Source organism: Mycobacterium shinjukuense (genome assembly GCF_010730055.1).
Classification (GTDB): domain Bacteria; phylum Actinomycetota; class Actinomycetes; order Mycobacteriales; family Mycobacteriaceae; genus Mycobacterium; species Mycobacterium shinjukuense.
In genome coordinates this window covers 2,226,550-2,248,183 of the sequence record NZ_AP022575.1, presented here as the reverse complement: position 1 = coordinate 2,248,183, position 21,634 = coordinate 2,226,550, and the positions used below count along the sequence as shown (strand labels likewise).

The following is a 21,634-nucleotide window of genomic DNA, read 5'->3' as shown; positions in this document are numbered from 1 at the left end:
CGTTCGGGCATGGGTTTGATTGCAGCACGCCGCTACAGTGCCAGCATGCACGGGTCCACGGAGGCCAGCCGAGAAGCCGCCCCGGCGGTGGGTCACCTGGTGGATCGGCATCCGTCGGTGTCGCCGCAGCGGCTGATCGCCCAATTGCGGCCGCCCCCGACGTTCGCCGACGTGCGGTTCGCCACGTATCGCCCGGATCCGGCCGAGCCGACCCAGGCCGCCGCCGTCGTCGCCTGCCAGCAGTTCTGCCGGCAGGCCGTCGAGCGCCGAGCCGGCCGCAAGAAACTGTTCGGCAAACGACAGGTGTTGCCCGGTGTCGGGCTGTACCTGGACGGCGGGTTCGGCGTGGGCAAGACCCACCTGCTGGCGTCGGCCTACTACCAGCTGCCCGGAACCGGCCCGGACGTTGTGGCTTCGTCCACCGATCAGCCCAAGGCGTTTGCGACCTTCGGCGAGCTGACCCAGCTGGCCGGGGTGTTCGGTTTCGCCGAATGCATCGAGCTGCTGGCCAACTACACCGCGGTGTGCATCGACGAGTTCGAGCTGGACGATCCCGGCAACACCACGCTGATCTCGCGGATGCTGTCGTGCCTGGTCGAGCGGGGCGTGTCGGTGGCCGCCACCTCCAACACGCTGCCCGAGCAGCTCGGCGAGGGCCGCTTCGCCGCCCAGGATTTTCTGCGCGAGATCAACACGCTGGCAAGGATTTTCACCACGGTACGGATCGAGGGACCGGACTACCGCCACCGCGACCTGCCGCCGGCGCCCCCGCCGCTGTCCGATGAGGAGGTGGCCGCGCGCGCGGCGCGCGTCGACGGGGCGACCCTCGACGACTTCGACGCGCTGTGCGCGCACCTGGCCACCATGCATCCGTCGCGGTATCTGACCCTGATCGAGGGGGTGACCGCGGTGTTCCTGACGGGCGTGCACGGCATCGACGACCAGAACGTTGCGCTGCGGCTGGTGGCGCTCACCGACCGGCTCTACGACGCCGGCATCCCGGTGGTGGCTTCTGGTGCGAAGCTGGACACCATTTTCAGCGCGGAGATGCTGGCCGGTGGTTACCGGAAGAAATACCTGCGGGCGACGTCGCGGCTGGTGGCGCTGACGGCCGGGGTCATGCAAGCTCGCGAACCATGATGTAGTCGTCTTCTTGATGGGCGCCCAGTTGAAACGTTCTGGTGCCGTTGATCGTAAAGCCGCATTTGGCGTAGAAGCGTTGTGCGCGTTGGTTTTTCTGGTTGACACCCAGCCACACCCGGCGTGCGCCCCACTCGGCGGCGGTGGCTAGGGCCTTGTCCATCAACGCGGTCGCGGCTCCAGTGCCGTGTTGATCCGGCAACAGGTACAGCTTGGACAGCTCGACGTCGGCGTCGTCGCAAACGTCGCGAATGAGCATGGCGTAACCGACGATTCGGCCGTGGTGGCCGGCCGTTAGGATGGCGCGGCGCGGATCGGTCAGATACTCGGCGAACCGGGCCGCCGACAGGTTGGCGTCGACGAACGACGCGATGTGCTCCGGGGCCACCGCCGGCGGGCACGCCAGCGGAAAGGTGCGTGCGGCGACGGCGGCCAACTCGTCGGCGTCGATCGAATCCGTCGTGGCGGTGTCGACGTGCAGTTCAGAGGTTCCACTGCGCGAGGTGCTGGCCGCTCTTCCTGTCCAGCAGCACGACCACCGACACCGGATCCCGATAGGCGTCCCAGTACACCCCGCCGCGCACGATCGAGCCCTGCGGGGCGTTGCCCAGCGCGGCGTCCAGCCAATCGGGCGCGTCGCAGGGCCGCGGCTTGTACGCGTCGGCGAACGGTGTCACTCCGGTGAAGCTGAAATCGGTTGCCATGATGAAGGAATTGGGCACCCGGACCGCGTGGACCGTGACGTCGGCGCGGGCGACCGAGCTGCCTGGGAAGCTTTTGACCGGCACGCCGCTGCGGGTGTAGCCGAATCCAGGCGGCGGATCGACCGGGACCACGCTGCTGACGGTGACGTCCGCGACGTAGCTGCCGGTGTCCACCCGCAGCGTGTCGCCGATGTGGCCGATCGGCGCATCCCCGGCCCAGGCACGTGGGCCGGCGACGACGCCCGCCGCGGTCACCAGAAGGGTGGAAAGGGCGATCAGCCAGCGACGCATCTTCGCATGATCGCACACACGGTCATGCGGAGGGGAGGGGTTGGCTGTCGGAGGGATCGCCGGGGCCGGTCGGGTGCTGGCACGCAAGGTCGCTGACGGTGCCGCCCTGGTTCGTCCGGCGAGATGCGCGGTCGACGTCGGTTTGGGACAATCAGCCGGTTATGAGACTGCTACTGGTGCTGGCAGGCATTGCCGTCGCGATTGGCCTGGCCGCGCCGGCCTACGCCGATCGCAGCGACGACGAATTCCTGGTCTCCCTCCGAGCGGCCGGCCTCACCTATCCGGACGCGACCCTGGCCATAGCGGCCGGACGATCGGTGTGTCAGGCGGTCGCCCAGGGTAAGCCGGCGGCCGACGTCGTCAAGGACGTCCAAACCGCCAACCCTGGGCTGCTGGGTGAGAGCGCCGCCACATTCACCGCGATCGCGGCCCACATTTACTGTCCGAAGGTGCTGAAGGGCGGCGGCTCCTAACGTCAGCGGCGGTGTCGTCCTGGGCGCCGTGCCGGGGTGTCATTCGACGTTCATGCCCGGTTCACACCGGGTGGTCGGCCTCTCTGGGAAGATCAAACGGATGTGAAGTGGCTGCTGGTTTTGACAAGCATCGTCGCGGCGATCGGAACGGCCGCACCGGCATTCCCCGATTCCAACGATGACCAATTCCTGGCCGAACTGCGGGCGGCCGGTATCACCTATCGGGATCCGGATCGCGCGATCGTGGCAGCCAAATCGGTCTGCCAGTTGGCCGGTCAGCGGATGACGACCACGCAGATCGTTACCGAACTGCAGAACCGCAACCCGGCATTCCGCGGGACCGGCGCCGCCGCTTTCACGGCACTCGCGGCCGCCGCCTACTGCCCCAAGTATCTGACCGGCGAACGTCGGGCCCCGGCCCCGAGTGGAGGCGGCTGACCCCGGCCCGGGTGTCAGCTCTGCGTCGGTACGCGGGCGTCCCGGCGGGCGGGCGGGTCGTCGCACCGGTCACGACCAGTCCCTGCGGGAGGTCGTGGGCCGTTTTCGAAAGCGATGTCGGATGCGATAGTCACGTGCAAAACCCTTGGCCGGCGCTTTTTGTCGGTCAGCCGGGTCGAGTACCAGAGCGGAGCCTCCGGAAATGCGTGCGCACCGCTACCGCGCCGCTGGAATCCGGGCGCCAACACCAACGTTCCTTGCCCACGACCTCGACCACGTCGGTGCCAACATCGGACCCGGGCTGGCGGCGCCCCAGCGTAAACCGTCGAATCGTCTTCAGCGCGGCAGGATGGGGGACTAGGGTGCCAGCATGGCTGCCGGCGAGCGGTACTTCGATCTCGGCTCCTATCATCGGCCGGTCGAAACCCCTGCCCCACAAGCACAGATCTGGTTCGACCGCGGACTGGTGTGGGCGTATGCCTTCAACCACGAAGAGGCGATCGGCTGCTTCGAGCGGGCCCTGGAACTTGACCCTGGCCTGGCGATTGCGCGTTGGGGAATCGCCTATTCGGTTGGGCCCAACTACAACAAGGCGTGGCAGGCATTCGACCCGATCGAGTTGAGCGCGTCGCTGGCCCGCGCGCGCATGGAGCTTCAACTGGCCGCTCGGGGTCGGGCCAGTCCGGTCGAGCGCGGCCTCATCGTCGCGCTGCGGGCCCGCTTTCCCACCGGCGACCCGCACGACACCGATGCGCTGCACGCCGGTTGCGCCGCCTACGCCGACGCGATGACCGCGCTGGCCGCCGCCCATCCGGCAGATCTTGACGTGCAAGCATTGGCCGCCGATGCGCTGGTCAACGTCACGGCGTGGGCGCTGTGGGACACCGCCACCGGCGAGCCGGCCGCGGGCTCGCGGGTGCTCGAGGCCAAGCGAATCCTCGAAGACGCGCTCGCCACACCCGAGGGCCGTCAACACCCAGGGATCCTGCACCTCTATCTGCACACCATGGAGATGTCGGCGGCCCCGGAGCAGGCCCTACCCGCGGCGGACTTGTTGCGCGGCTTGGTGCCCGACGCCGGGCACCTGCAGCACATGCCGAGCCACATCGACGTGCTCTGTGGTGACTACCGCAGCGCGGTGGTTGCCAATATTGCTGCGGTGCAAGCCGATCGGCGCTTCGTCAGGCGGCGTGGCCCGCTGAACTTCTACTCGCTGTACCGTGCGCACGACCTGCACTTCGTGGTGTATTCGGCGATGTTCGAAGGACAATCGCAGATCGCGTTGCGCGCTGCCGACGAGCTTGCCGGTCAGTTGACCGCCGAGCTGCTGTCGATCGAGTCCCCACCGATGGCCGACTGGCTGGAGGCGTTCGTGCCGCTGCGCACCCACGTGCTGGTGCGGTTCGGCCGGTGGGCCGAGCTGATCGCGCAACCACTGCCGGACGACCAAGGGCTCTACTGCACCACCACGGCAACGATTCACTACGGGCGCGCAGTGGCGTTGGCCGCCACCGGCCAACTCGCCCGGGCGCGCGCCGCGCGCGCCGCGTTCACCGAGGCATACCAGCGGGTACCGGAGTCCCGGTGGCTGTTCAACAACACCTGCCGGGACATCCTTGCCGTCGCCGCCGCCCTGCTCGACGGTGAGATCGCCTACCGCGAAGGGCGTTTCGACGAGGCGTTCGCCCATCTGAGGCGCGCGGTCGAGCTTGACGACGGGTTGCCCTACGACGAGCCGTGGGGCTGGATGCAGCCCACCCGGCACGCGTACGGCGCGTTGCTGCTCGAACAGGGCCACGTCGAAGAGGCCGCGGCCGTATATGCCGCCGACCTCGGACTGGACCACACGTTGGCCAGGCCCTGTCAGCACCCCGGGAACGTGTGGAGCCTGCATGGGTATCACGAATGCTTGCAGCGGCTCGGACGCAGCGCCGAAGCCACCATCATCGGCCAGCAGCTCGCGCTGGCCGCCGCGCGTGCCGACGTGCCTATTCGCGCGTCCTGCGCATGCCGGCTCGACGTCTCGTCGTGCTGTGACGGGTGACGGTGGCCGTGGTCGCCACCACTCAAGCCCGCGAAGATCAAAGCCACTGCGCCGCAGCACGATCCACGCGGCCCGCGAGGGCGGGCGCTTCGATGTGGCCGAATGTGACCTGGCGGAACATGACGGGTTAGCGGGCAGGGGCCATGGCGCAGGTGTGACAAGCGGCCGGCGCTACCGATAGTGAATCCGCGTGGGTAACGGCGCTGTGAGGCGATCGCCGGGCGCCCTGTGCAAATGGCCGGGCTTACCCGCAGCTTATTTTGGCTATCCAACTAGACTAGAAATTGTCTAGCACAATAGACTATTTTTGTGGTCAAAGAGGAACCTACCCGGTCGGTGACGAAGCGGCTCAAGGAGGCGGGATTCGTCCGCACCAGCACGGACGGACGCCACTCGAAGTGGATCCATCCGTCTGGCGCCTGGGTGGCGGTCCCAGACAGCCACCGAACCATCAGCCCCGGCGTGGTTCGCAAGATCAACAAGGCCATCGACGACAGCAAGGGGAAGTGATGCACGAATTTAGAGTTGAGGTCACCCGCGACGGTCGCTGGTGGATGATCAATGTCCCCGAAATCGACGGACTCACCCAGGCCCGCCGCGTCGATGAAATCGAAGACATGGCGCGTAGCCTTATCGCCGTCAGCACCGACACGCCCCTAACCGAGGTCGGGGTGCATGTGGTGAGCATCGTGGTGCCTGGCGTCGGCGAGATCCTGGGCGCCGCGCACCATGTTGCGAATCTGCGGCGAAGGGCAGAACAGGCCGCGTCCGATGCGGCGGAGGCGGTGCGGCAATACGCCAAACAGCTCACCCACGAGGGCATTCCGATGCGTGACACCGCAGCACTAATCGGTATCTCACCGCAGCGCGTGAGCCAGGTTGCCAACGCCTCCTAGCTGAGGGGCTCCAACGTTGCATTGCCTGACCGGGACAACCGCCAGGGTAGAAGCGTTACTCGGGACCGACGCCAACACGTTCCGGTTCTCCACCGTCACCGCCCACCCCTGCATCATCCGCAGCGTCAGTATCCAACCACAAACCCGGGCCGAATCCGCGGCGTCGCTGTCCCTTATGGACCGCCTTCAACCCCAGTCATGGTCGCCGGCACCGTCCTCGCGATCGAGCAGTTCGACCGCGACTCGTTCACCCCGCTACCGCCCAGCGTGCCCTTCCGTATCGAACACGACGAAACAACCTCACTCGGGTCATCGAAATCCGACACAAGACCGCCGGCCTCACCATCGAAGCCAGCATCGACACCGTAGACCGGCAGATGTGGGCTATCCGCTGGCTGCGAGGCCAATAGTTCTCACTCTCAATCGGCTTCGCCGGCGGTGCCGTCTTCGACGACTGGTCAGCCACCCCAGAGGGCTATCCACTCCGAACCGTCCGCGGCGCCCACCTCCTCGAAGTCAGCGTCTGCCGCGAGCCCGCCTACTCGAACGCCCGAATCACGGAAGTGCTCGTCGCATGAACAGGGGGCGTCGGGGGGCCGTCAAGTCCTCACACTCCGGGGTGAGGTGAAGCCAAGACGGCCATGTGCACGAAGCCCGAGCTAGACCTACCGCAACCCGGCGCATCCGAAACGCACTGCAATACAACAAGAATCACCCATCCAAAGTTGTTGCGGGCCCGGGCACACAACGTTTTTGAGGCACCGCTTAGAGGGCACCTTCGCTGCCCCCGCGGTGCGTACGGGGTCTGAGCCAAATGTACGGACCCTGGGCCGCAACACAATTCAGATGTTTGGAACTATACCCGATGGTCCCATTCTGTTTGTGTTTGCTGGCTTAGCGGACGCTCCGCTGTCCGCTGATATACCCACCGCTTTTCCACCCCCAAACTCATTGGAACACAAGGGACTTTATACGAATGAATGTTGTTGTACCACAACCGAATTCGAAGAACCGATAGCTATGACAACAACCAGCGGATCCGGCGTCGGTGCCGGTACTAGGCAGTTCGGGTCACGCCGTATGTGTGGTGCCGCTGTGAGCCCCAAGGGCCAGAAACTCGCCTGGCCAGGGTCAAAGGAGCTGAGCGAGGTAGGCGTTCAAGCCGGGCCCTTCGGTGAGGTTGTGAGGCCAACTGAACGTGGGGTCAGCCAGCAAGTTGGTGGCTGCGGTATGGAGGTCACTGAATGGCTGTTTCCACTTGCTTCCAGTCGTGCTCGCTTGGTTGCTGGCATCCTGTAAAGCGTCCAGCAACAGCTGGACGAGCCGGGTGTTATCGGCATTCCAATCCGGCCGTGTGTGTGTGTCATTGCCTTTGCGATGCGTAGAATCTCTCCATTCAGTGAGGTGAAGGACGTGTACCTCTACGGGCTTCTTATAACGCTCCAACTCGCTCAGCCTGTCGTTGTCGATGGCAAGTCTGTCAAATTTCCACAGCGTGATATCTGTGCTCCGCCCCGCGGATCCCTTGGTGTAGAACTCGATCAGCGCACGAGCATGGAGTAAAACACTGTCCTGGAGGATTGCGCCAATCCCGGGGAGCACGGCATTAGCCCGCTCCTGTGCCTTGTCGGTGCCGTCGGGCCCATACAAGGCCCAGCCGGCGCCAGCAAGTGACAGATATCGGTGGTCATAGATGACGTGTACAAACGCATCCTTGGGATCAATCACCACGCACCCCATTCTGAAGATTTTCAGAATTCGTCCGCACAGAGGGGCTACTCGGGCAGCTTGAGCCGGTCAATCGCCTCGACTCGGTTGGGGTCGACACCTGTATGTAGATCGCTGTCGTGTTGAGGTTGGCGTGGCGCAGCAGGGTATGAGCGGTCCGCAGGTCGGTGCCGTCGGCCACCAGTTTGGTTTCGTACCAGTGCTGAAGTCGGTGGGCGGTGCCGCCGGGGATGCCGCGCGGACCATCGCCTGGTCGGTGACGTCGGCGACACCGCGAGACCGGATCGGCTGACCGGGCCGACGTGGGTTGCCGGGGAACCACCAACCGCGCCGGGGCATGCCCTTGGCCGCTTCGATGAGCGGCGGGTGCAGGGGCAGCGTCGCGGTGACGTGCCCCTGCCGGTGACCCGCAGCGTGCGGGCCATCGGGTCGACGTCCTCGGCGCGGATCTTGGCGATCTCGCGCCGAGCGTCTCGCTGATGATGCGATTTGAGCGGCCAGCGCCGCGCATGTACAACTCTCACCTCTCCGACGCGGCCAGCCCGCTGTCGTCGCCCCCGGCGTCGCCAGCGTCGGGCGCCACCCGCAGCACGGCCCTGATGTCCCGGCTCATAGCACCAGCAGGGTTGCGGTGACGGTGAACGCGCGGGCCGTCGCGGCCGGGTCGTCCCAGGTGATGGCGTCGCTGCCGGCGAGTGCCCGATCGGCCCGGCCGCGCAGGAACCCGGCCGGGTGGCCGCGGTTGGTGGCGTCGCACAGGATCGCCGCCGCGGCGTGGCGGGCGTCGTGCCAGGACATGCCGGCGAACGCGTCCTCGGCGGACAGCAGGGCGGCGAACCCCTGCAATGTTTCGCGGGTGGGCCAGTCGCGGCCGAGGAGATCGGGTGTCAGCCGGACTAGCAGCTCCAACGCCGCCCACTCCGGGTCGGCCGGGCGCTCGGGCGCCGTGTGGCGGCATCCGCAGCGGGCCGGGTCGCCGTCTGCGTCGGTGTGGGCGCAGAACAGGGGTTCGCGGGGCGTGGTGGTCATTTAGCAAACTCCTCCGTGGGGCGTACCCAACGGCGGCACGATTGCGCGTTTATTGCGCGAAGATGGTGAAGGCCCGGTAAAATCGGGCTTGACCTGCAACAACTCTGGTGCGCGATACTGGGATTGAACCAGTGACCTCTTCCGTGTCAGGGAAGCGCTCTCCCGCTGAGCTAATCGCGCTGGGGGTTGAATCAGGAGGTGGAGACGGGAATCGAACCCGTGTGCACGGCTTTGCAGGCCGTTGCCTCACCACTCGGCCACTCCACCGCGGGGATTGATGCCACTTGCACCTTCGAGCGGATGACGGGATTCGAACCCGCGACCCTCACCTTGGCAAGGTGATGCGCTACCAACTGCGCTACATCCGCGCGCAACGGACGAGATCGTCGCCCGGTGCGAAGCACGACGATAGTCCACGTGAGCGGGCACACACAAATTTCTTGGTCTTTTGGGGCGCTTCAGCGATCGGTTGCCCTGCTCGCGCGTTCTGCGAAGGCGCGCCGCGTGCTAGTCTTCGACCTCGTTCGCCTCTCGGCGCGGGTCCCGTGGCTCAGTGGAAGAGCGTCCGCTTCACACGCGGAAGGTCGCTGGTTCGATCCCAGCCGGGACCACGCGAAAGGTTGCGAGTTGGCGATGGCGCCAGCCGGGCTGATAACCCCAGAGGTCGCGGTGGCGCGACCGCTTACCCGATCAGCATCTGCGCCAGCACCCGACGCACGTCGTTCAGTTCATCTGCTGAGAGCGTGATTTCGGGTGCGTACCGCCGGAATCGATTGGCCGAGACCGTACGAACCTGTTCGGTGATCACCCAGCCCGGATCCGACCCTACGCGTACCCGATGGACCCAGCCGGGACGTTCGACGCTGGTCAACGGCAGCACACTGACGAGCTGATTTGCGGTCAAGTCGAGGTGGAAGCGTGACGAAACCACCAGGGCCGGTCGGTCTTTGCCCTGCTCCCGGCCGCGCACGGGATCGAAGTCGACGAACCATACTTGTCCGGGCTCGATCAGCGGGTGCCGCCTCACCCGTGGTCGCCTGCCCACTCGTCAGTGATCGGCGCCTCGGCACTCGCCAGCTCCTCGGCCTCGGCAAGATACTGCGCCCAGCCTTGTGGATCGGTCTCGCGATAGCGGCGCATCGCGGCGATGGCTTTCGCCTGCCAGTGTTCGTCGATGAGCCGTCGCACGGTCTCGTCGGCCGACGCACCACCAAACTCCTCGCGGCCGATCCGTAGCACCCGCTCGCGGGTCTCATCGCTCACTCGCAACATGGAATCCATGATACAGTCGCGTAAACTAATCTGTAAACATTGCCGTTTACCGCCGACCCTGCGCAATTGTCGATCACCGTGTCGGGCGTTGAATTCGTCTGGTTGCTGATCCAGCTCGTTCGGTCTGACCAGTACGATCGGGCTTGTCCCGCAATAATTTCCGCTTCACGCGGAAGGCTGCTGGATGATTACAGCCGGACCATTAGCTCCGAGCCGAACGGACACCGCGCCGAAACGCGATGGCGGATTCTGTCTGTCCCGCGCATGTCCGGTTAGGTCGGGCGCCTGGAGCCCGTCGCCAACCCAGCCGTCATCCCCATCGTCGGCGACAGGATCAGCCAGGCGCCCTGCTGTTGCGCCGCGCCCGCATGGGCCGCGCCGGGTGCGATGTCCCAAGACCCCCACTTGTCCCCGGCGCTGCCCGTCCCGCCTTCCGGACTAGTGATCCGCGCGATCCGAAGTAGTGACCGGTTCGGCCAACAGTTCGGCGATCAGCGCGCGCACGCGGGTGGCGATATCGTCGCGGATGACGCGCACGGTGTCGAGGGGTTGGCCGGCAGGGTCGGGCAGTGTCCAATCGCGGTAGCTGACCCCGGGGAAATAGGGGCAGGTGTCGCCGCAGCCCATGGTGATGACGACGTCGCTCGCTTGAACCTGCTCACCGGTGAGCACGGTGGGTGCATTGGCAGTGATGTCGATGCCCAGTTCGGCCATCGCCGCCACGGCCTCCGGGTTGACCTGGTCGGCGGGTTCGGTTCCGGCGGAACGGACTTCGATGCGATCACCGGCCAGATGCGCGACCAGTGCTGCGGCCATCTGCGACCGGCCGGCGTTGTGAACGCAGACGAACAAGACGCTGGGTTTGTCAGGCATTGGCGGGCACCCGCCGCCGAAAACGCGCACCGGGAAGCCGGCTGCGCAGCGCCAGCGACACATAGACCAACCCCACCAGCACCGGTACTTCGATCAGGGGTCCGACGACGCCGGCCAGGGCTTGGCCAGAGGATGCGCCGTAGGTGGCGATGGCCACCGCGATGGCCAGCTCGAAGTTGTTGCTGGCGGCGGTGAACGCCAACGTGGTGGTGCGCTGATACCCCAGTCGCAGGGCCGCTCCCAGCAGGTAACCGCCGACCCACATGATGGCGAAGTAGGCCAGCAGCGGCAGCGCGATGCGCGCCACATCCAGCGGCCGGTTGGTGATCTGATCCCCTTGCAGCGCAAACAGAATCACGATGGTGAACAGCAGCCCATAGAGCGCCCACGGGCCCACCTTGGGCAAAAAGCGGGCTTCATACCAGCTGCGGCCCTTGGTCTTTTCCCCGATCCGTCGCGACAGGTATCCGGCCAGCAGAGGGATGCCGAGGAAGATCAGCACCGATTTGGCGATCTGCCACGCGGAGGTGGAGATGGTGGTCTGCTCGAGATCCAGCCAACCCGGGAGCACCGACAGGTAGAACCAGCCGAGCACGGCGAACATGGCCACCTGGAAGAGCGAGTTCAACGCCACGAGCACGGCGGCGGCTTCGCGATCCCCGCAGGCCAGGTCGTTCCAGATGATCACCATGGCGATGCAGCGCGCCAACCCCACGATGATCAGGCCGGTGCGGTACGCCGGCAGATCCGGCAGCAACAGCCACGCCAGCGCGAACATCAACGCCGGGCCCAGCACCCAGTTCAGCAGCAGCGAGCCGATCAGCAGCTTGCGGTCACCGGTCACGGTGTCGAGGCGGTCGTAGCGCACCTTGGCCAACACCGGATACATCATGATCAGCAAGCCCAGCGCGATCGGCAACGAAATGCCGTCAATCTGAACCTTTTCCATGGCGGCATGCAGTCCGGGGATCCATCGACCCAGCAGCAGCCCGGCGGCCATCGCCAACCCGATCCACACCGGCAAGAACCGGTCGAGGGTAGACAGCTTGCCCGCCACCGCCGGTGCGGTGCCGCGGGCGAGGGTATCCGTCATGCGCCCACCCCGGCCATGGGCGCGGCATCGGCAGAAGCATCAAGCAGCATCGACAGCGCGCTCAGCGCCTCGGGAACCACGGCGTAATACACCCACGAGCCGCGGCGCTGCGAGGTGAGTAAACCCGCGTCACGCAGCACCTTGAGGTGATGCGATATCGTCGGCTGGCTCACCTCGACTCCGGCGGAGATGTCGCAAACGCAGGCCTCGCCGCCGGCGTGACTGGCCACCGAGCTCAGCAGCTGCAGTCGCACCGGGTCGGCCAACGCCTTGAAACGGGCCGCCAATTCGGCCGCGGCCCGGGCGTTGAGCGGTTCGCGCACCAACGGCGCCGCCGCGCAGTACGCCAGATCTGGGTGTGGGATCGGATTCGACATAGATCGATATTGACAGTCATCGAATCCGAGCGCAAGCGTGGACCGATCGAAGGGCATCTCCGCATGGGAGCACCACGACAAGGGGTGGGGCACCCGCTGGGGATGCCCCGCCCTGCTCGGCCGTCAACCGCGCGCGGGCACGGCGGACTGACTCGCGCAGCACACCGCGGATTCGCCGTCACCGTTGCCGCTGTGTCCGGGGCCGGTGCCGAAGGTGTCCGAGTCGGCCAGCACGGTATAGACCTCCCAGCGTTCACCGCCGGGGCCGGTGACCCATACCTTGTCCTGGGTGGCAAAACAACACGTCGTGCCGATCTCCTCCTCGGTGAATAGCCCGGCCGCTGTCAACCGGGCGATCTCGGCGTGCACGGTGTCGCTGGAGCCGACCTCCACGCCGAGATGGTTGAGGGTGCCCCCGGAGCCGGGGTTTTCCAACAGCACCAGCTTCAGCGGCGGATCGGCGATCGCGAAGTTGGCGTACCCCGGCTTGCGCTTGGCCGGTTCGGTGTTGAACAACCTGGAGTAGAACGTGATTGCGGCATCCAGATCATCGACGTTAAGCGCGAGCTGGACTCGGGACATCGGGAACTCCTCCCACTAGTTTGACTTATATCAAAGTGGCGCCGTCGCCCAGTGTCCCCACCTTTTTGATATATGTCAAGAGATGTGGCAGGGTGGATCCATGCCCAAGACGTTGCCCGTGATCGACATCTCCGCTCCGGTGTGCTGCGCCCCGGTGGCCGCCGGACCCATGAGCGACGACGACGCCCTGGCGGTGGCGCTGCGGCTCAAGGCCCTGGCCGACCCGGCCCGGGTCAAGATCATGTCCCACTTGTTCAGCTCCTCGGACGGGGAGGCGATCAGCGGGGAGCTGGCCGCGGCGCTGCACCTCAGTGACGGCACCGTCAGCCATCACCTGGCCCAGCTGCGCAGGGCCGGCCTGGTCATTTCCGACCGCCGCGGCATGAACGTCTTCCACCGGGTAAACCCGGTGGCCCTGCAAGCGCTGTGTGCGGTGCTCAGCCCCAACCTGTGCACCTGAATTACCCGGGACGTGGGTGCCAAGCCGGCGGCGGGCCGGATCACAGCTCTGGCCTCCCTCAAGGTCCACAGCATCGCGGTGTAATGTCCCGACGACTAGCGAAAATGCCAGGGCTGCAGCTCTTTTGAATGTGGTTTGTGGGCGCCGAGCCTGATTCGCCCCGCTGGTGTGTTGGTTTCATGACGCGGATAGGGAAACGTCTACGAAAGCGCACCTGCGCGCGTCGCATCGGCGTGGCCGCCACGTTCGGTTGAGGGCTGCCCGCCCACCCGACCTCGTTGCCGGCGCCAACGGGCAAAACGCCGCGACGGCCCTGTTCCAACAAGAAGCCGGCCCCATGCCATCGCTGGCAAGCCTGCCCAGCCATGCCAACGTGTATCCGGGAACGGGATAGCGGCACGGCCGCGAAGTCGACCACCATCTTATGCCAACGACGGTGACCCGCAACGGTATTGCGAGGAACATCGGTGTGCCACCAACCCGGCCCGGCCTACGGTCGTGCTTGCTGGCGCCGCCCAAATCGGTCCCGCGTGTCGGCGTTCCCCGGCCCGATGGCATACCTTCTGGCTTGATCCTGATCTGTCCGACAACACACATAGGGGCGACGAAACGATGAGCAACAACGAAGGAATCGGCTACTTGAAACTCGAATGCCCGCAGAGCCATCCCGTGGGCAGGATCCTCAAAGAGGTGCCGCATCAGGCCGTCCAATACGACCCTGGAGCCCAGGTTGGCCCCCGGCGTTTCTGGCCGCAGGAAGACGACCAACCGCAATTTCAAGCACATTGTCGTTTTTGCGATCGGCCCGTGGCAGCCGACACCGCTACGCTGCAAAGGAAATTCCGTGCCGTGATCGAAGACGCATCCGCGACCCACGGCGCCGCCACGCTGCCCTACGCGTAGCGGCGGTGGCGAGTCCCGAATTGCTCGTGGTTCACCGTGATTGGAGGCTCGCGCACTGACGCGGCGCCGTCGCATTTGGCGGGGACGCGCCAATGGCCGAAGCCCCGCTCTGCTGGACGTATGCTACCTACCGCCAGGTGCGTTCGCTGCGGTGCTGCGGAGAGGGTTTGCTGGATGGCGGTGGAGTTCAGTGTGCTCGGCGACGTCGAGGTCCGAATCGGCGGGCGGCGGCTGGAGATCGGTCATGCTCGCCAGCGTTGCGTCCTGGTGGCGTTGCTGATCGATGTGAACCGCCCGATTCCGGTTGATCAGCTGGTTGATCGGGTGTGGTCGGACCGGCCGCCGCATCATGCCCGAAATTCACTTGCGGGGTATATCTCCCGGCTGCGGAGTCTGTTTGCTGATGTCGAGGATGTGGCGATTTCGCGGGAGCCGGGTGGATATCTGCTTGCCGCGGATCCGCTGTCGGTGGACCTGCACCGCTTCCGGGCTGTGGTGTCCAAGGCGCGCGCCTGCGCCGATCCGTATGAGGCCGCGGGCTTGTTCGACCGGGCGTTGGAGATTTGGTCGGGTGAGCCGTTGGTGTCGTTGGACACTCCGTGGATCAACGATGTGCGCACCGCCCTGCAGGCCGAGCGGTTTTCGGTGTGCCTGGATCGCAACGACGCCGGGTTGCGTGTCGGCAGGCACGCCGAATTGCTGGTGGAGATCTCCGCGGCGCAGGCCGCCCACCCGCTGGACGAACGCCTGGCCGGGCAGTTGATGTTGGCCCAGTTCCGCAGTGGCCGGCAGGCCGACGCGTTGGACACCTACCGCCGGATTCGCCGGCAACTGGTCGAGGAGCTCGGCGTCGACCCCGGTTCGGCGCTGCGCCAGGTGCATCAGCAGATTCTCACCGGTGAGGCCGAGTGCCAGGTGGTCGAGGTTTCGGGGCCGGTGGGGGCGGCCCGGGGTGGTCTGACGCCGGCTCACCCGCTGGTCTTCGACCGGCCGCGTCCGGGGCTGTCGCGGCGCGCGACCAGTTTTGTGGGGCACGAGCAGGAAGTGGCGTTGGTCATTGACGCGCTGCGGGCCGGGCCGCTGGTGACGCTGGCCGGGGTGGGTGGGGTCGGTAAGACGAGGCTGGCTCTTGAGGTCGCCCGGCGTGAGCAGCAGCGCTTCGCCGAGGGTGTGTGGGTTTGCGAATTGGGACCGTTGGAGCACGGGGATGCGGTGGTGCACACCGTGGCGGCCAGTGTGTGGTTGCGCCAGCAGCCGGGCATGGACATCGAGACAAGCGTGATCGAGTACTTGCGGTCGCGCGAGGTGTTGTTGGTGATCGACAACTGTGAGCACGTGCTGGAGGCCGTTGCCCGGTTGGTCGATCAGATCGTGCAGCAGTGCCCGCGGGTGTCGGTCCTGGCCACCAGCAGGCAGCCGTTGGGCATCGAGGGTGAGCGGATCGTCGACGTTCCGCCGCTGCGGGTGGACGACGCCACTCGCTTGTTTGTCGACCGGGCGCGGGCTAGCCGGGCGGACTTCACGTTGGACGACCAGCCGATGGGTACGGTGGTTGAGATTTGCCGCCGGGTCGACTGCCTGCCGCTGGGGGTGGAGCTGGCGGCGGCGCGGATGCGGGTGATGGGCAGCCTGGACGTGGCCCGGCGTCCGGACTACTTGGGGCTGCTGCGGGGCGCTGTGCGTGGGGTTTTACCCCGCCAACAAAGTTTGGCCGAGACGATAGCGTGGTCCTACCGCTTGCTCACCGAACCCGAGCAAGCGTTGTTTGCCCGAATCTCGGTATTTGCGGGTGGTTTCGATCTGGAGGCCGCGCACGGGGTGTGCGGTGCCGACGGGGCCGGCGAGCACGACACGTTGGAACTGCTGACGTGTCTGGTCGACAAGTCCATGCTGGTGGTGCGCACCGTCGGTGAGCGCACGCGCTACTCGCTGTTGGAAACGCTGCGTTCCTATGGGCGAGAGCGTTTGGCGGAGAAGGGCATTAGCGGGCAGGTCGCGATGCGGCATGTGGCGTATTTCACCGAGCTCGCCGAGCGTGCCGGGGCGGGTATGCAGAGTCCGCAGGAGGGGGAGTGGGTTGAGCGGATGCTGCCCGACTACGACAACCTGCGCGCGGCGTTCGAGCACGCGATGGACCAGCACACCATCGATCTTGGGCTGCGGCTGGTCGCGGCGGTGCCGGAGCTGATCGGCTGGCGCATCTACGAGGTGGCCGGGTGGGCCGAGCGCGTCATCGAGGTCGCCGACCCCGACCACCCGCTGTTTCCCGCGGTGGTCGGGACGGCCGCCCGGGTCGCCTGGAATCACGGTGACTACACCCATGCGCGATCGTTGGCGACGTTGGCGCAGGGCCGGGTTCCCGGCCGGGGCAGTGCCCGCGTGGCCTACCCCGCCGACGTGCTGGCCGACGTCGCACTGTTCGAGGGCCAGCCGATGAAAGCCCTGGCGTACTGGGAGGCCGAGGTGGGGCGCGCCCGCCGCGACGACGACCCCATCAGGCTGGTGTGGGCGCTCGATGTCATCGCAGTCTGTCACGGCGTGCTCGGTACCCCCCAGGTCGCGGTGCCCGCCGCGGAGGAAGGCGTGGCCGTCGCCGAGCGCACGGGCAATCCGACGGCGCAGTCGATGGCCTACTTCGCGCTGGGCTACCTGCTGAAGAAGTCCGAACCGGAGCGCGCGCTGGCGCTGTTCGACGATGCGGCGCGGCTGGCCGCGGAGGTGCAAAACTTCTGGTCCTACGGAACCGCGTTGATGGAAGCGGCGGCAACTCGTGCGGTACACGGTGATCCCGCGGCCGCGGCTCAGATGTTCATCGCGGTGCTTGAGCATTGGGACCGGGTCGGAGACTGGACCGCCCAGTGGGTCACGCTGCGCTACGTTACGCGGTTGCTGATCCGGCTCGGTGGTCACGAGGATGCCGCCTTCCTCTACTGGTCGTTTATGAACGCCGACAAGCCCTCGCCGCTGACCCCGCACCAACTGGAGACCATTGCCGACTGCCTGGGCCCAGCTCGACTCGACGCTTTCAAGGCGTCGGCCGTCGGCGTTGCCGCAGTCGAGCGGGCGCGCTCTAGCCTTCAGCGGTTCGTCGGGCAGTTGGCCGCGATGTGAAGTCCACGGTTGCCCCCGGTCGCTCCTGCCGAACAGTATGGTCGCAGTTTGGCCTCGCGACCCCAACCAATCCTTGACCCGATGGTGGACGCCTTGCTGGCAGGCGGCGAAACACCCTTGCCGCGAAGGGCGATACGGGTTGCGCCGAGCGAGAGGCAAATAGCCGAAGGCAAAAACCACAGGCCTGTTGTCGCCACGGCTCGGCATGCATTGGTGGGAAGCAGACGCGCCAATGGCCGAAGCCCCGCTCTGCTGGACGTATGCTACCTACCGCCAGGTGCGTTCGCTGCGGTGCTGCGGAGAGGGTTTGCTGGATGGCGGTGGAGTTCAGTGTGCTCGGCGACGTCGAGGTCCGAATCGGCGGGCGGCGGCTGGAGATCGGTCATGCTCGCCAGCGTTGCGTCCTGGTGGCGTTGCTGATCGATGTGAACCGCCCGATTCCGGTTGATCAGCTGGTTGATCGGGTGTGGTCGGACCGGCCGCCGCATCATGCCCGAAATTCACTTGCGGGGTATATCTCCCGGCTGCGGAGTCTGTTTGCTGATGTCGAGGATGTGGCGATTTCGCGGGAGCCGGGTGGATATCTGCTTGCCGCGGATCCGCTGTCGGTGGACCTGCACCGCTTCCGGGCTGTGGTGTCCAAGGCGCGCGCCTGCGCCGATCCGTATGAGGCCGCGGGCTTGTTCGACCGGGCGTTGGAGATTTGGTCGGGTGAGCCGTTGGTGTCGTTGGACACTCCGTGGATCAACGATGTGCGCACCGCCCTGCAGGCCGAGCGGTTTCGGTGTGCCTGGATCGCAACGACGCCGGGTTGCGTGTCGGCAGGCACGCCGAATTGCTGGTGGAGATCTCCGCGGCGCAGGCCGCCCACCCGCTGGACGAACGCCTGGCCGGGCAGTTGATGTTGGCCCAGTTCCGCAGTGGCCGGCAGGCCGACGCGTTGGACACCTACCGCCGGATTCGCCGGCAACTGGTCGAGGAGCTCGGCGTCGACCCCGGTTCGGCGCTGCGCCAGGTGCATCAGCAGATTCTCACCGGTGAGGCCGAGTGCCAGGTGGTCGAGGTTTCGGGGCCGGTGGGGGCGGCCCGGGGTGGTCTGACGCCGGCTCACCCGCTGGTCTTCGACCGGCCGCGTCCGGGGCTGTCGCGGCGCGCGACCAGTTTTGTGGGGCACGAGCAGGAAGTGGCGTTGGTCATTGACGCGCTGCGGGCCGGGCCGCTGGTGACGCTGGCCGGGGTGGGTGGGGTCGGTAAGACGAGGCTGGCTCTTGAGGTCGCCCGGCGTGAGCAGCAGCGCTTCGCCGAGGGTGTGTGGGTTTGCGAATTGGGACCGTTGGAGCACGGGGATGCGGTGGTGCACACCGTGGCGGCCAGTGTGTGGTTGCGCCAGCAGCCGGGCATGGACATCGAGACAAGCGTGATCGAGTACTTGCGGTCGCGCGAGGTGTTGTTGGTGATCGACAACTGTGAGCACGTGCTGGAGGCCGTTGCCCGGTTGGTCGATCAGATCGTGCAGCAGTGCCCGCGGGTGTCGGTCCTGGCCACCAGCAGGCAGCCGTTGGGCATCGAGGGTGAGCGGATCGTCGACGTTCCGCCGCTGCGGGTGGACGACGCCACTCGCTTGTTTGTCGACCGGGCGCGGGCTAGCCGGGCGGACTTCACGTTGGACGACCAGCCGATGGGTACGGTGGTTGAGATTTGCCGCCGGGTCGACTGCCTGCCGCTGGGGGTGGAGCTGGCGGCGGCGCGGATGCGGGTGATGGGCAGCCTGGACGTGGCCCGGCGTCCGGACTACTTGGGGCTGCTGCGGGGCGCTGTGCGTGGGGTTTTACCCCGCCAACAAAGTTTGGCCGAGACGATAGCGTGGTCCTACCGCTTGCTCACCGAACCCGAGCAAGCGTTGTTTGCCCGAATCTCGGTATTTGCGGGTGGTTTCGATCTGGAGGCCGCGCACGGGGTGTGCGGTGCCGACGGGGCCGGCGAGCACGACACGTTGGAACTGCTGACGTGTCTGGTCGACAAGTCCATGCTGGTGGTGCGCACCGTCGGTGAGCGCACGCGCTACTCGCTGTTGGAAACGCTGCGTTCCTATGGGCGAGAGCGTTTGGCGGAGAAGGGCATTAGCGGGCAGGTCGCGATGCGGCATGTGGCGTATTTCACCGAGCTCGCCGAGCGTGCCGGGGCGGGTATGCAGAGTCCGCAGGAGGGGGAGTGGGTTGAGCGGATGCTGCCCGACTACGACAACCTGCGCGCGGCGTTCGAGCACGCGATGGACCAGCACACCATCGATCTTGGGCTGCGGCTGGTCGCGGCGGTGCCGGAGCTGATCGGCTGGCGCATCGGCTACGAGGTGGCCGGGTGGGCCGAGCGCGTCATCGAGGTCGCCGACCCCGACCACCCGCTGTTTCCCGCGGTGGTCGGGACGGCCGCCCGGGTCGCCTGGACCCACGCCGAATTTGCCCGCGCCAAATCGTTGGCTGCCCTAGCGCAGGGCCGGGTTCCCGGCCGGGGCAGTGCCCGCGTGGCCTACCCCGCCGACGTGCTGGCCGACGTCGCACTGTTCGAGGGCCAGCCGATGAAAGCCCTGGCGTACTGGGAGGCCGAGGTGGGGCGCGCCCGCCGCGACGACGACCCCATCAGGCTGGGGTGGGCGCATTTCGTGAGCGCCATCTGCCAGGGCGTCATGCGCAACGACGCCATCGCGGTGCCCGCCGCGGAGGAAGGCGTGGCCGTCGCCGAGCGCACGGGCAATCCGACGGCGCAGTCGATGGCCTACTTTGCGCTGGGCTACCTGCTCAGAAAATCCGAACCGGAGCGCGCGCTGGCGCTGTTCGACGATGCGGCGCGGCTGGCCGCCGATGTACAGAACTTCTGGGTGTACGGCAGCGCGTTGATGCAAGCCGCGTCAATTCGTGCCGTGTATGGCGACCCGGTGGCCGCGGCTCAGATGTTCATCACGGTGCTTGAACACTGGGACCGCTTCGGTGATACGACGGAACAGTGGCTCGCCCTGCGTTACGTAGCGCGGTTGCTGATCCGGCTCGGTGGTCACGAGGATGCCGCCTTCCTCTACTGGTCGGTGGTGGACGCCGGCAAGCCGTGTCCCCTCACCACGGCCCAGCTCGATGTCCTGGTCGACTGTTTGGGCCCGGCCCGCCTGGACGCGCTGCGGGCGCCGCCACTCAGCTTTGCCGCCGTCGTTGGACGGGCGCGTTCCAGCCTGCAATGGCACTACGAGCACGCTGCCGTGCCCGCGAAAGCCGGTGCCCCTGCCCGGTGACGTCCGGTTATCGAGCCCGCCGGGCTGCGACGCGGCGCGGCACCAGCCACGACCCATAGATCGGGCCGCTACCAGCACATTTCACAATCTGTGCAGGCTTTCCCAAGGCCTGTCCGCCACCGTCTGGCATGTCCGTGATCCCAAATCGGGCATTTCGTTGCGTTGACGTGCGCCGCACATCCGCAGGTAAGGAGCAATCAGTGTCAAATCCCCGGCTGCGCGATCTCGATCATGTCCTCGATGCTGCGGAAAAACTCGTCGCGCAAGACGGGATCGAAGCGCTGACGATCCGCGCGCTCACCAAGGCCTGCGGCGTTTCCAACGGCGCCATCTACCGCACCTTCGACTCGCGCGCGGGGCTGGTTGGGCGCGCGTGGATTCGCGCGGAGCGCCGCTTTCTTCAGCTGCTGACCCGCCTGGTCGACGACGCCTGGCGCCACCCGTCCGGTGATCCACTGGATGCGGTGCATGCGGCGGCGGAGACGTCGCTGCTTTACCCCCAGCTGTATCCGGCATCGTCGGCGTTGCTCATGGCGCTGCGCCGCGCCGAGGTGATGAGTCAGCCGATGCCGCGCGAGGTTGCCGATCAACTACACGCTCTGCAGCGTGAGCTCGCGGACATGATGGCTCAGTTAGCGACGGGACTGTGGGATCGCCGCGATGCCGGCGCGGTCGACCTGATCGCGACCTGCATTGTCGATCTACCGAAGTGGATCGCGCCGCGGGCACAGCGTTACGGCATGCCTCGCGTGCGCGACTACCTTCGCGCAGCCGTGCGATCGGTGCTGGCGGTGGGGCCGCCGCCGGTGATGGCGGGCCATGATGGCGCGCCGCCGCTGCGGCCGGGCGATCATCGGCGGGCCGTAGCCGTGGGCGCGTCGTCCGCCGTCGGGTAGACGGGCAGCAGGTCGCTCACCCCGGCAGGCTGCCACAATTCGGG

Annotated in this window: 21 protein-coding genes, 4 tRNA genes and 2 pseudogenes; 15 read left to right on the top strand and 12 right to left on the bottom strand. The window is 66.5% G+C overall.

What is annotated here, in order from left to right:
- Positions 1 to 9 precede the first annotated feature (9 nt).
- Positions 10 to 1,140 carry a cell division protein ZapE gene (gene zapE / locus G6N20_RS09955; protein ID WP_083046992.1) on the top strand — a complete coding sequence of 377 codons (1,131 nt, stop codon included), beginning with the start codon at positions 10 to 12 and terminating at the stop codon, positions 1,138 to 1,140.
- Here the strand turns inward: zapE and G6N20_RS09950 are convergent.
- Both G6N20_RS09950 and G6N20_RS09945 read right to left on the bottom strand, forming a co-directional pair.
- Positions 1,118 to 1,591 (bottom strand): GNAT family N-acetyltransferase, encoded by a 474-nt coding sequence (locus tag G6N20_RS09950; RefSeq protein WP_142271948.1) that lies wholly within the window; start codon positions 1,589 to 1,591, stop codon positions 1,118 to 1,120. The two genes, zapE and G6N20_RS09950, sit on opposite strands and share 23 nt — an antisense overlap.
- 31 nt (positions 1,592 to 1,622) lie before the next feature.
- On the bottom strand, positions 1,623 to 2,135 hold the full coding sequence (locus G6N20_RS09945) for a hypothetical protein (protein ID WP_083047022.1): 513 nt from the start codon (positions 2,133 to 2,135) through the stop codon (positions 1,623 to 1,625).
- A 161-nt stretch (positions 2,136 to 2,296) separates the two neighbouring features.
- On the opposite strand from G6N20_RS09945, the gene G6N20_RS09940 reads away from it, so the two are divergent.
- From G6N20_RS09940 to G6N20_RS22210, 6 genes are all read left to right on the top strand, one after another.
- Complete coding sequence (locus G6N20_RS09940) at positions 2,297 to 2,608, top strand: DUF732 domain-containing protein (RefSeq protein WP_083046994.1); 312 nt, start codon at positions 2,297 to 2,299, stop codon at positions 2,606 to 2,608.
- A gap of 102 nt (positions 2,609 to 2,710) precedes the next feature.
- Positions 2,711 to 3,046 (top strand): DUF732 domain-containing protein, encoded by a 336-nt coding sequence (locus G6N20_RS09935; RefSeq protein ID WP_083046995.1) that lies wholly within the window; start codon positions 2,711 to 2,713, stop codon positions 3,044 to 3,046.
- A gap of 370 nt (positions 3,047 to 3,416) precedes the next feature.
- A complete protein-coding gene (locus tag G6N20_RS09930; RefSeq protein ID WP_083046996.1) occupies positions 3,417 to 5,090 on the top strand; it encodes a tetratricopeptide repeat protein in 1,674 nt (557 codons plus the stop codon).
- Between the two features lie 309 nt (positions 5,091 to 5,399).
- Positions 5,400 to 5,600, top strand: coding sequence for a type II toxin-antitoxin system HicA family toxin (locus G6N20_RS09925; RefSeq protein ID WP_083046997.1), 201 nt, complete (start codon positions 5,400 to 5,402; stop codon positions 5,598 to 5,600).
- Entirely contained in the window at positions 5,600 to 5,986 is a 387-nt protein-coding gene (locus G6N20_RS09920; protein WP_083046998.1) for a hypothetical protein, read from the top strand. The genes G6N20_RS09925 and G6N20_RS09920 overlap by 1 nt, the downstream gene beginning before the upstream one ends.
- A gap of 422 nt (positions 5,987 to 6,408) precedes the next feature.
- Positions 6,409 to 6,564, top strand: coding sequence for an HK97 family phage prohead protease (locus G6N20_RS22210; protein ID WP_142271956.1), 156 nt, complete (start codon positions 6,409 to 6,411; stop codon positions 6,562 to 6,564).
- Positions 6,565 to 7,117: 553 nt separating this feature from the next.
- Here G6N20_RS22210 and G6N20_RS09910 read toward each other — a convergent pair.
- A complete protein-coding gene (locus G6N20_RS09910; protein ID WP_142271949.1) occupies positions 7,118 to 7,717 on the bottom strand; it encodes a hypothetical protein in 600 nt (199 codons plus the stop codon).
- 145 nt (positions 7,718 to 7,862) lie between these two features.
- Here G6N20_RS09910 and G6N20_RS09905 point away from each other — a divergent pair, with 145 nt between their 5' ends.
- Positions 7,863 to 8,006: a hypothetical protein gene (locus G6N20_RS09905; RefSeq protein WP_158084749.1), complete on the top strand. Its 144-nt coding sequence runs from the start codon at positions 7,863 to 7,865 to the stop codon at positions 8,004 to 8,006.
- 317 nt (positions 8,007 to 8,323) lie between these two features.
- Here G6N20_RS09905 and G6N20_RS09900 read toward each other — a convergent pair whose 3' ends face one another.
- From G6N20_RS09900 to G6N20_RS09885, 4 genes are all read right to left on the bottom strand, one after another.
- Positions 8,324 to 8,743: a hypothetical protein gene (locus G6N20_RS09900; protein WP_083047000.1), complete on the bottom strand. Its 420-nt coding sequence runs from the start codon at positions 8,741 to 8,743 to the stop codon at positions 8,324 to 8,326.
- A gap of 105 nt (positions 8,744 to 8,848) precedes the next feature.
- Positions 8,849 to 8,923 (bottom strand) — tRNA-Val (locus G6N20_RS09895).
- A 16-nt stretch (positions 8,924 to 8,939) separates the two neighbouring features.
- Positions 8,940 to 9,010 (bottom strand) — tRNA-Cys (locus G6N20_RS09890).
- A 28-nt stretch (positions 9,011 to 9,038) separates the two neighbouring features.
- Positions 9,039 to 9,111 (bottom strand) — tRNA-Gly (locus G6N20_RS09885).
- 171 nt (positions 9,112 to 9,282) lie between these two features.
- Here G6N20_RS09885 and G6N20_RS09880 point away from each other — a divergent pair.
- Positions 9,283 to 9,354: transfer RNA gene (locus tag G6N20_RS09880), tRNA-Val, on the top strand.
- A gap of 71 nt (positions 9,355 to 9,425) precedes the next feature.
- On the opposite strand, the gene G6N20_RS09875 is transcribed toward G6N20_RS09880, so the two are convergent.
- The 5 genes and pseudogenes from G6N20_RS09875 to cadI all read right to left on the bottom strand — a co-directional run bounded on the left by G6N20_RS09875 (position 9,426) and on the right by cadI (position 12,940).
- Complete coding sequence (locus G6N20_RS09875) at positions 9,426 to 9,770, bottom strand: type II toxin-antitoxin system PemK/MazF family toxin (protein ID WP_083047001.1); 345 nt, start codon at positions 9,768 to 9,770, stop codon at positions 9,426 to 9,428.
- Complete coding sequence (locus G6N20_RS09870) at positions 9,767 to 10,006, bottom strand: hypothetical protein (RefSeq protein WP_232065480.1); 240 nt, start codon at positions 10,004 to 10,006, stop codon at positions 9,767 to 9,769. The genes G6N20_RS09875 and G6N20_RS09870 overlap by 4 nt, the downstream gene beginning before the upstream one ends.
- 447 nt (positions 10,007 to 10,453) lie before the next feature.
- Positions 10,454 to 11,981: pseudogene (gene arsB / locus G6N20_RS09860) on the bottom strand (ACR3 family arsenite efflux transporter).
- Positions 11,978 to 12,358 (bottom strand): ArsR/SmtB family transcription factor, encoded by a 381-nt coding sequence (locus tag G6N20_RS09855; protein ID WP_083047005.1) that lies wholly within the window; start codon positions 12,356 to 12,358, stop codon positions 11,978 to 11,980. Before G6N20_RS09855 ends, arsB begins: the two are co-directional and overlap by 4 nt.
- Positions 12,359 to 12,481: 123 nt before the next feature.
- Positions 12,482 to 12,940: a cadmium-induced metalloenzyme CadI gene (gene cadI / locus G6N20_RS09850; RefSeq protein WP_083047006.1), complete on the bottom strand. Its 459-nt coding sequence runs from the start codon at positions 12,938 to 12,940 to the stop codon at positions 12,482 to 12,484.
- A gap of 100 nt (positions 12,941 to 13,040) precedes the next feature.
- Between cadI and G6N20_RS09845 the strand changes: the two genes are divergently transcribed.
- From G6N20_RS09845 to G6N20_RS09825, 6 genes and pseudogenes are all read left to right on the top strand, one after another.
- Positions 13,041 to 13,400 (top strand): Rv2640c family ArsR-like transcriptional regulator, encoded by a 360-nt coding sequence (locus tag G6N20_RS09845; protein WP_083047023.1) that lies wholly within the window; start codon positions 13,041 to 13,043, stop codon positions 13,398 to 13,400.
- A gap of 612 nt (positions 13,401 to 14,012) precedes the next feature.
- Entirely contained in the window at positions 14,013 to 14,303 is a 291-nt protein-coding gene (locus G6N20_RS09840; protein ID WP_083047007.1) for a hypothetical protein, read from the top strand.
- Positions 14,304 to 14,477: 174 nt separating this feature from the next.
- Positions 14,478 to 17,414 (top strand): BTAD domain-containing putative transcriptional regulator, encoded by a 2,937-nt coding sequence (locus G6N20_RS09835; protein ID WP_083047008.1) that lies wholly within the window; start codon positions 14,478 to 14,480, stop codon positions 17,412 to 17,414.
- 260 nt (positions 17,415 to 17,674) lie between these two features.
- A pseudogene (locus G6N20_RS21210) lies at positions 17,675 to 18,387 on the top strand (AfsR/SARP family transcriptional regulator); the annotation flags it as partial.
- Positions 18,388 to 18,429: 42 nt separating this feature from the next.
- Positions 18,430 to 20,694, top strand: a complete 2,265-nt coding sequence (locus G6N20_RS09830) for an ATP-binding protein (RefSeq protein ID WP_408632564.1) — start codon at positions 18,430 to 18,432, stop codon at positions 20,692 to 20,694.
- Positions 20,695 to 20,861: 167 nt separating this feature from the next.
- A complete protein-coding gene (locus tag G6N20_RS09825) occupies positions 20,862 to 21,590 on the top strand; it encodes a TetR/AcrR family transcriptional regulator (protein WP_232065477.1) in 729 nt (242 codons plus the stop codon).
- The last annotated feature ends 44 nt before the right edge of the window (positions 21,591 to 21,634 follow it).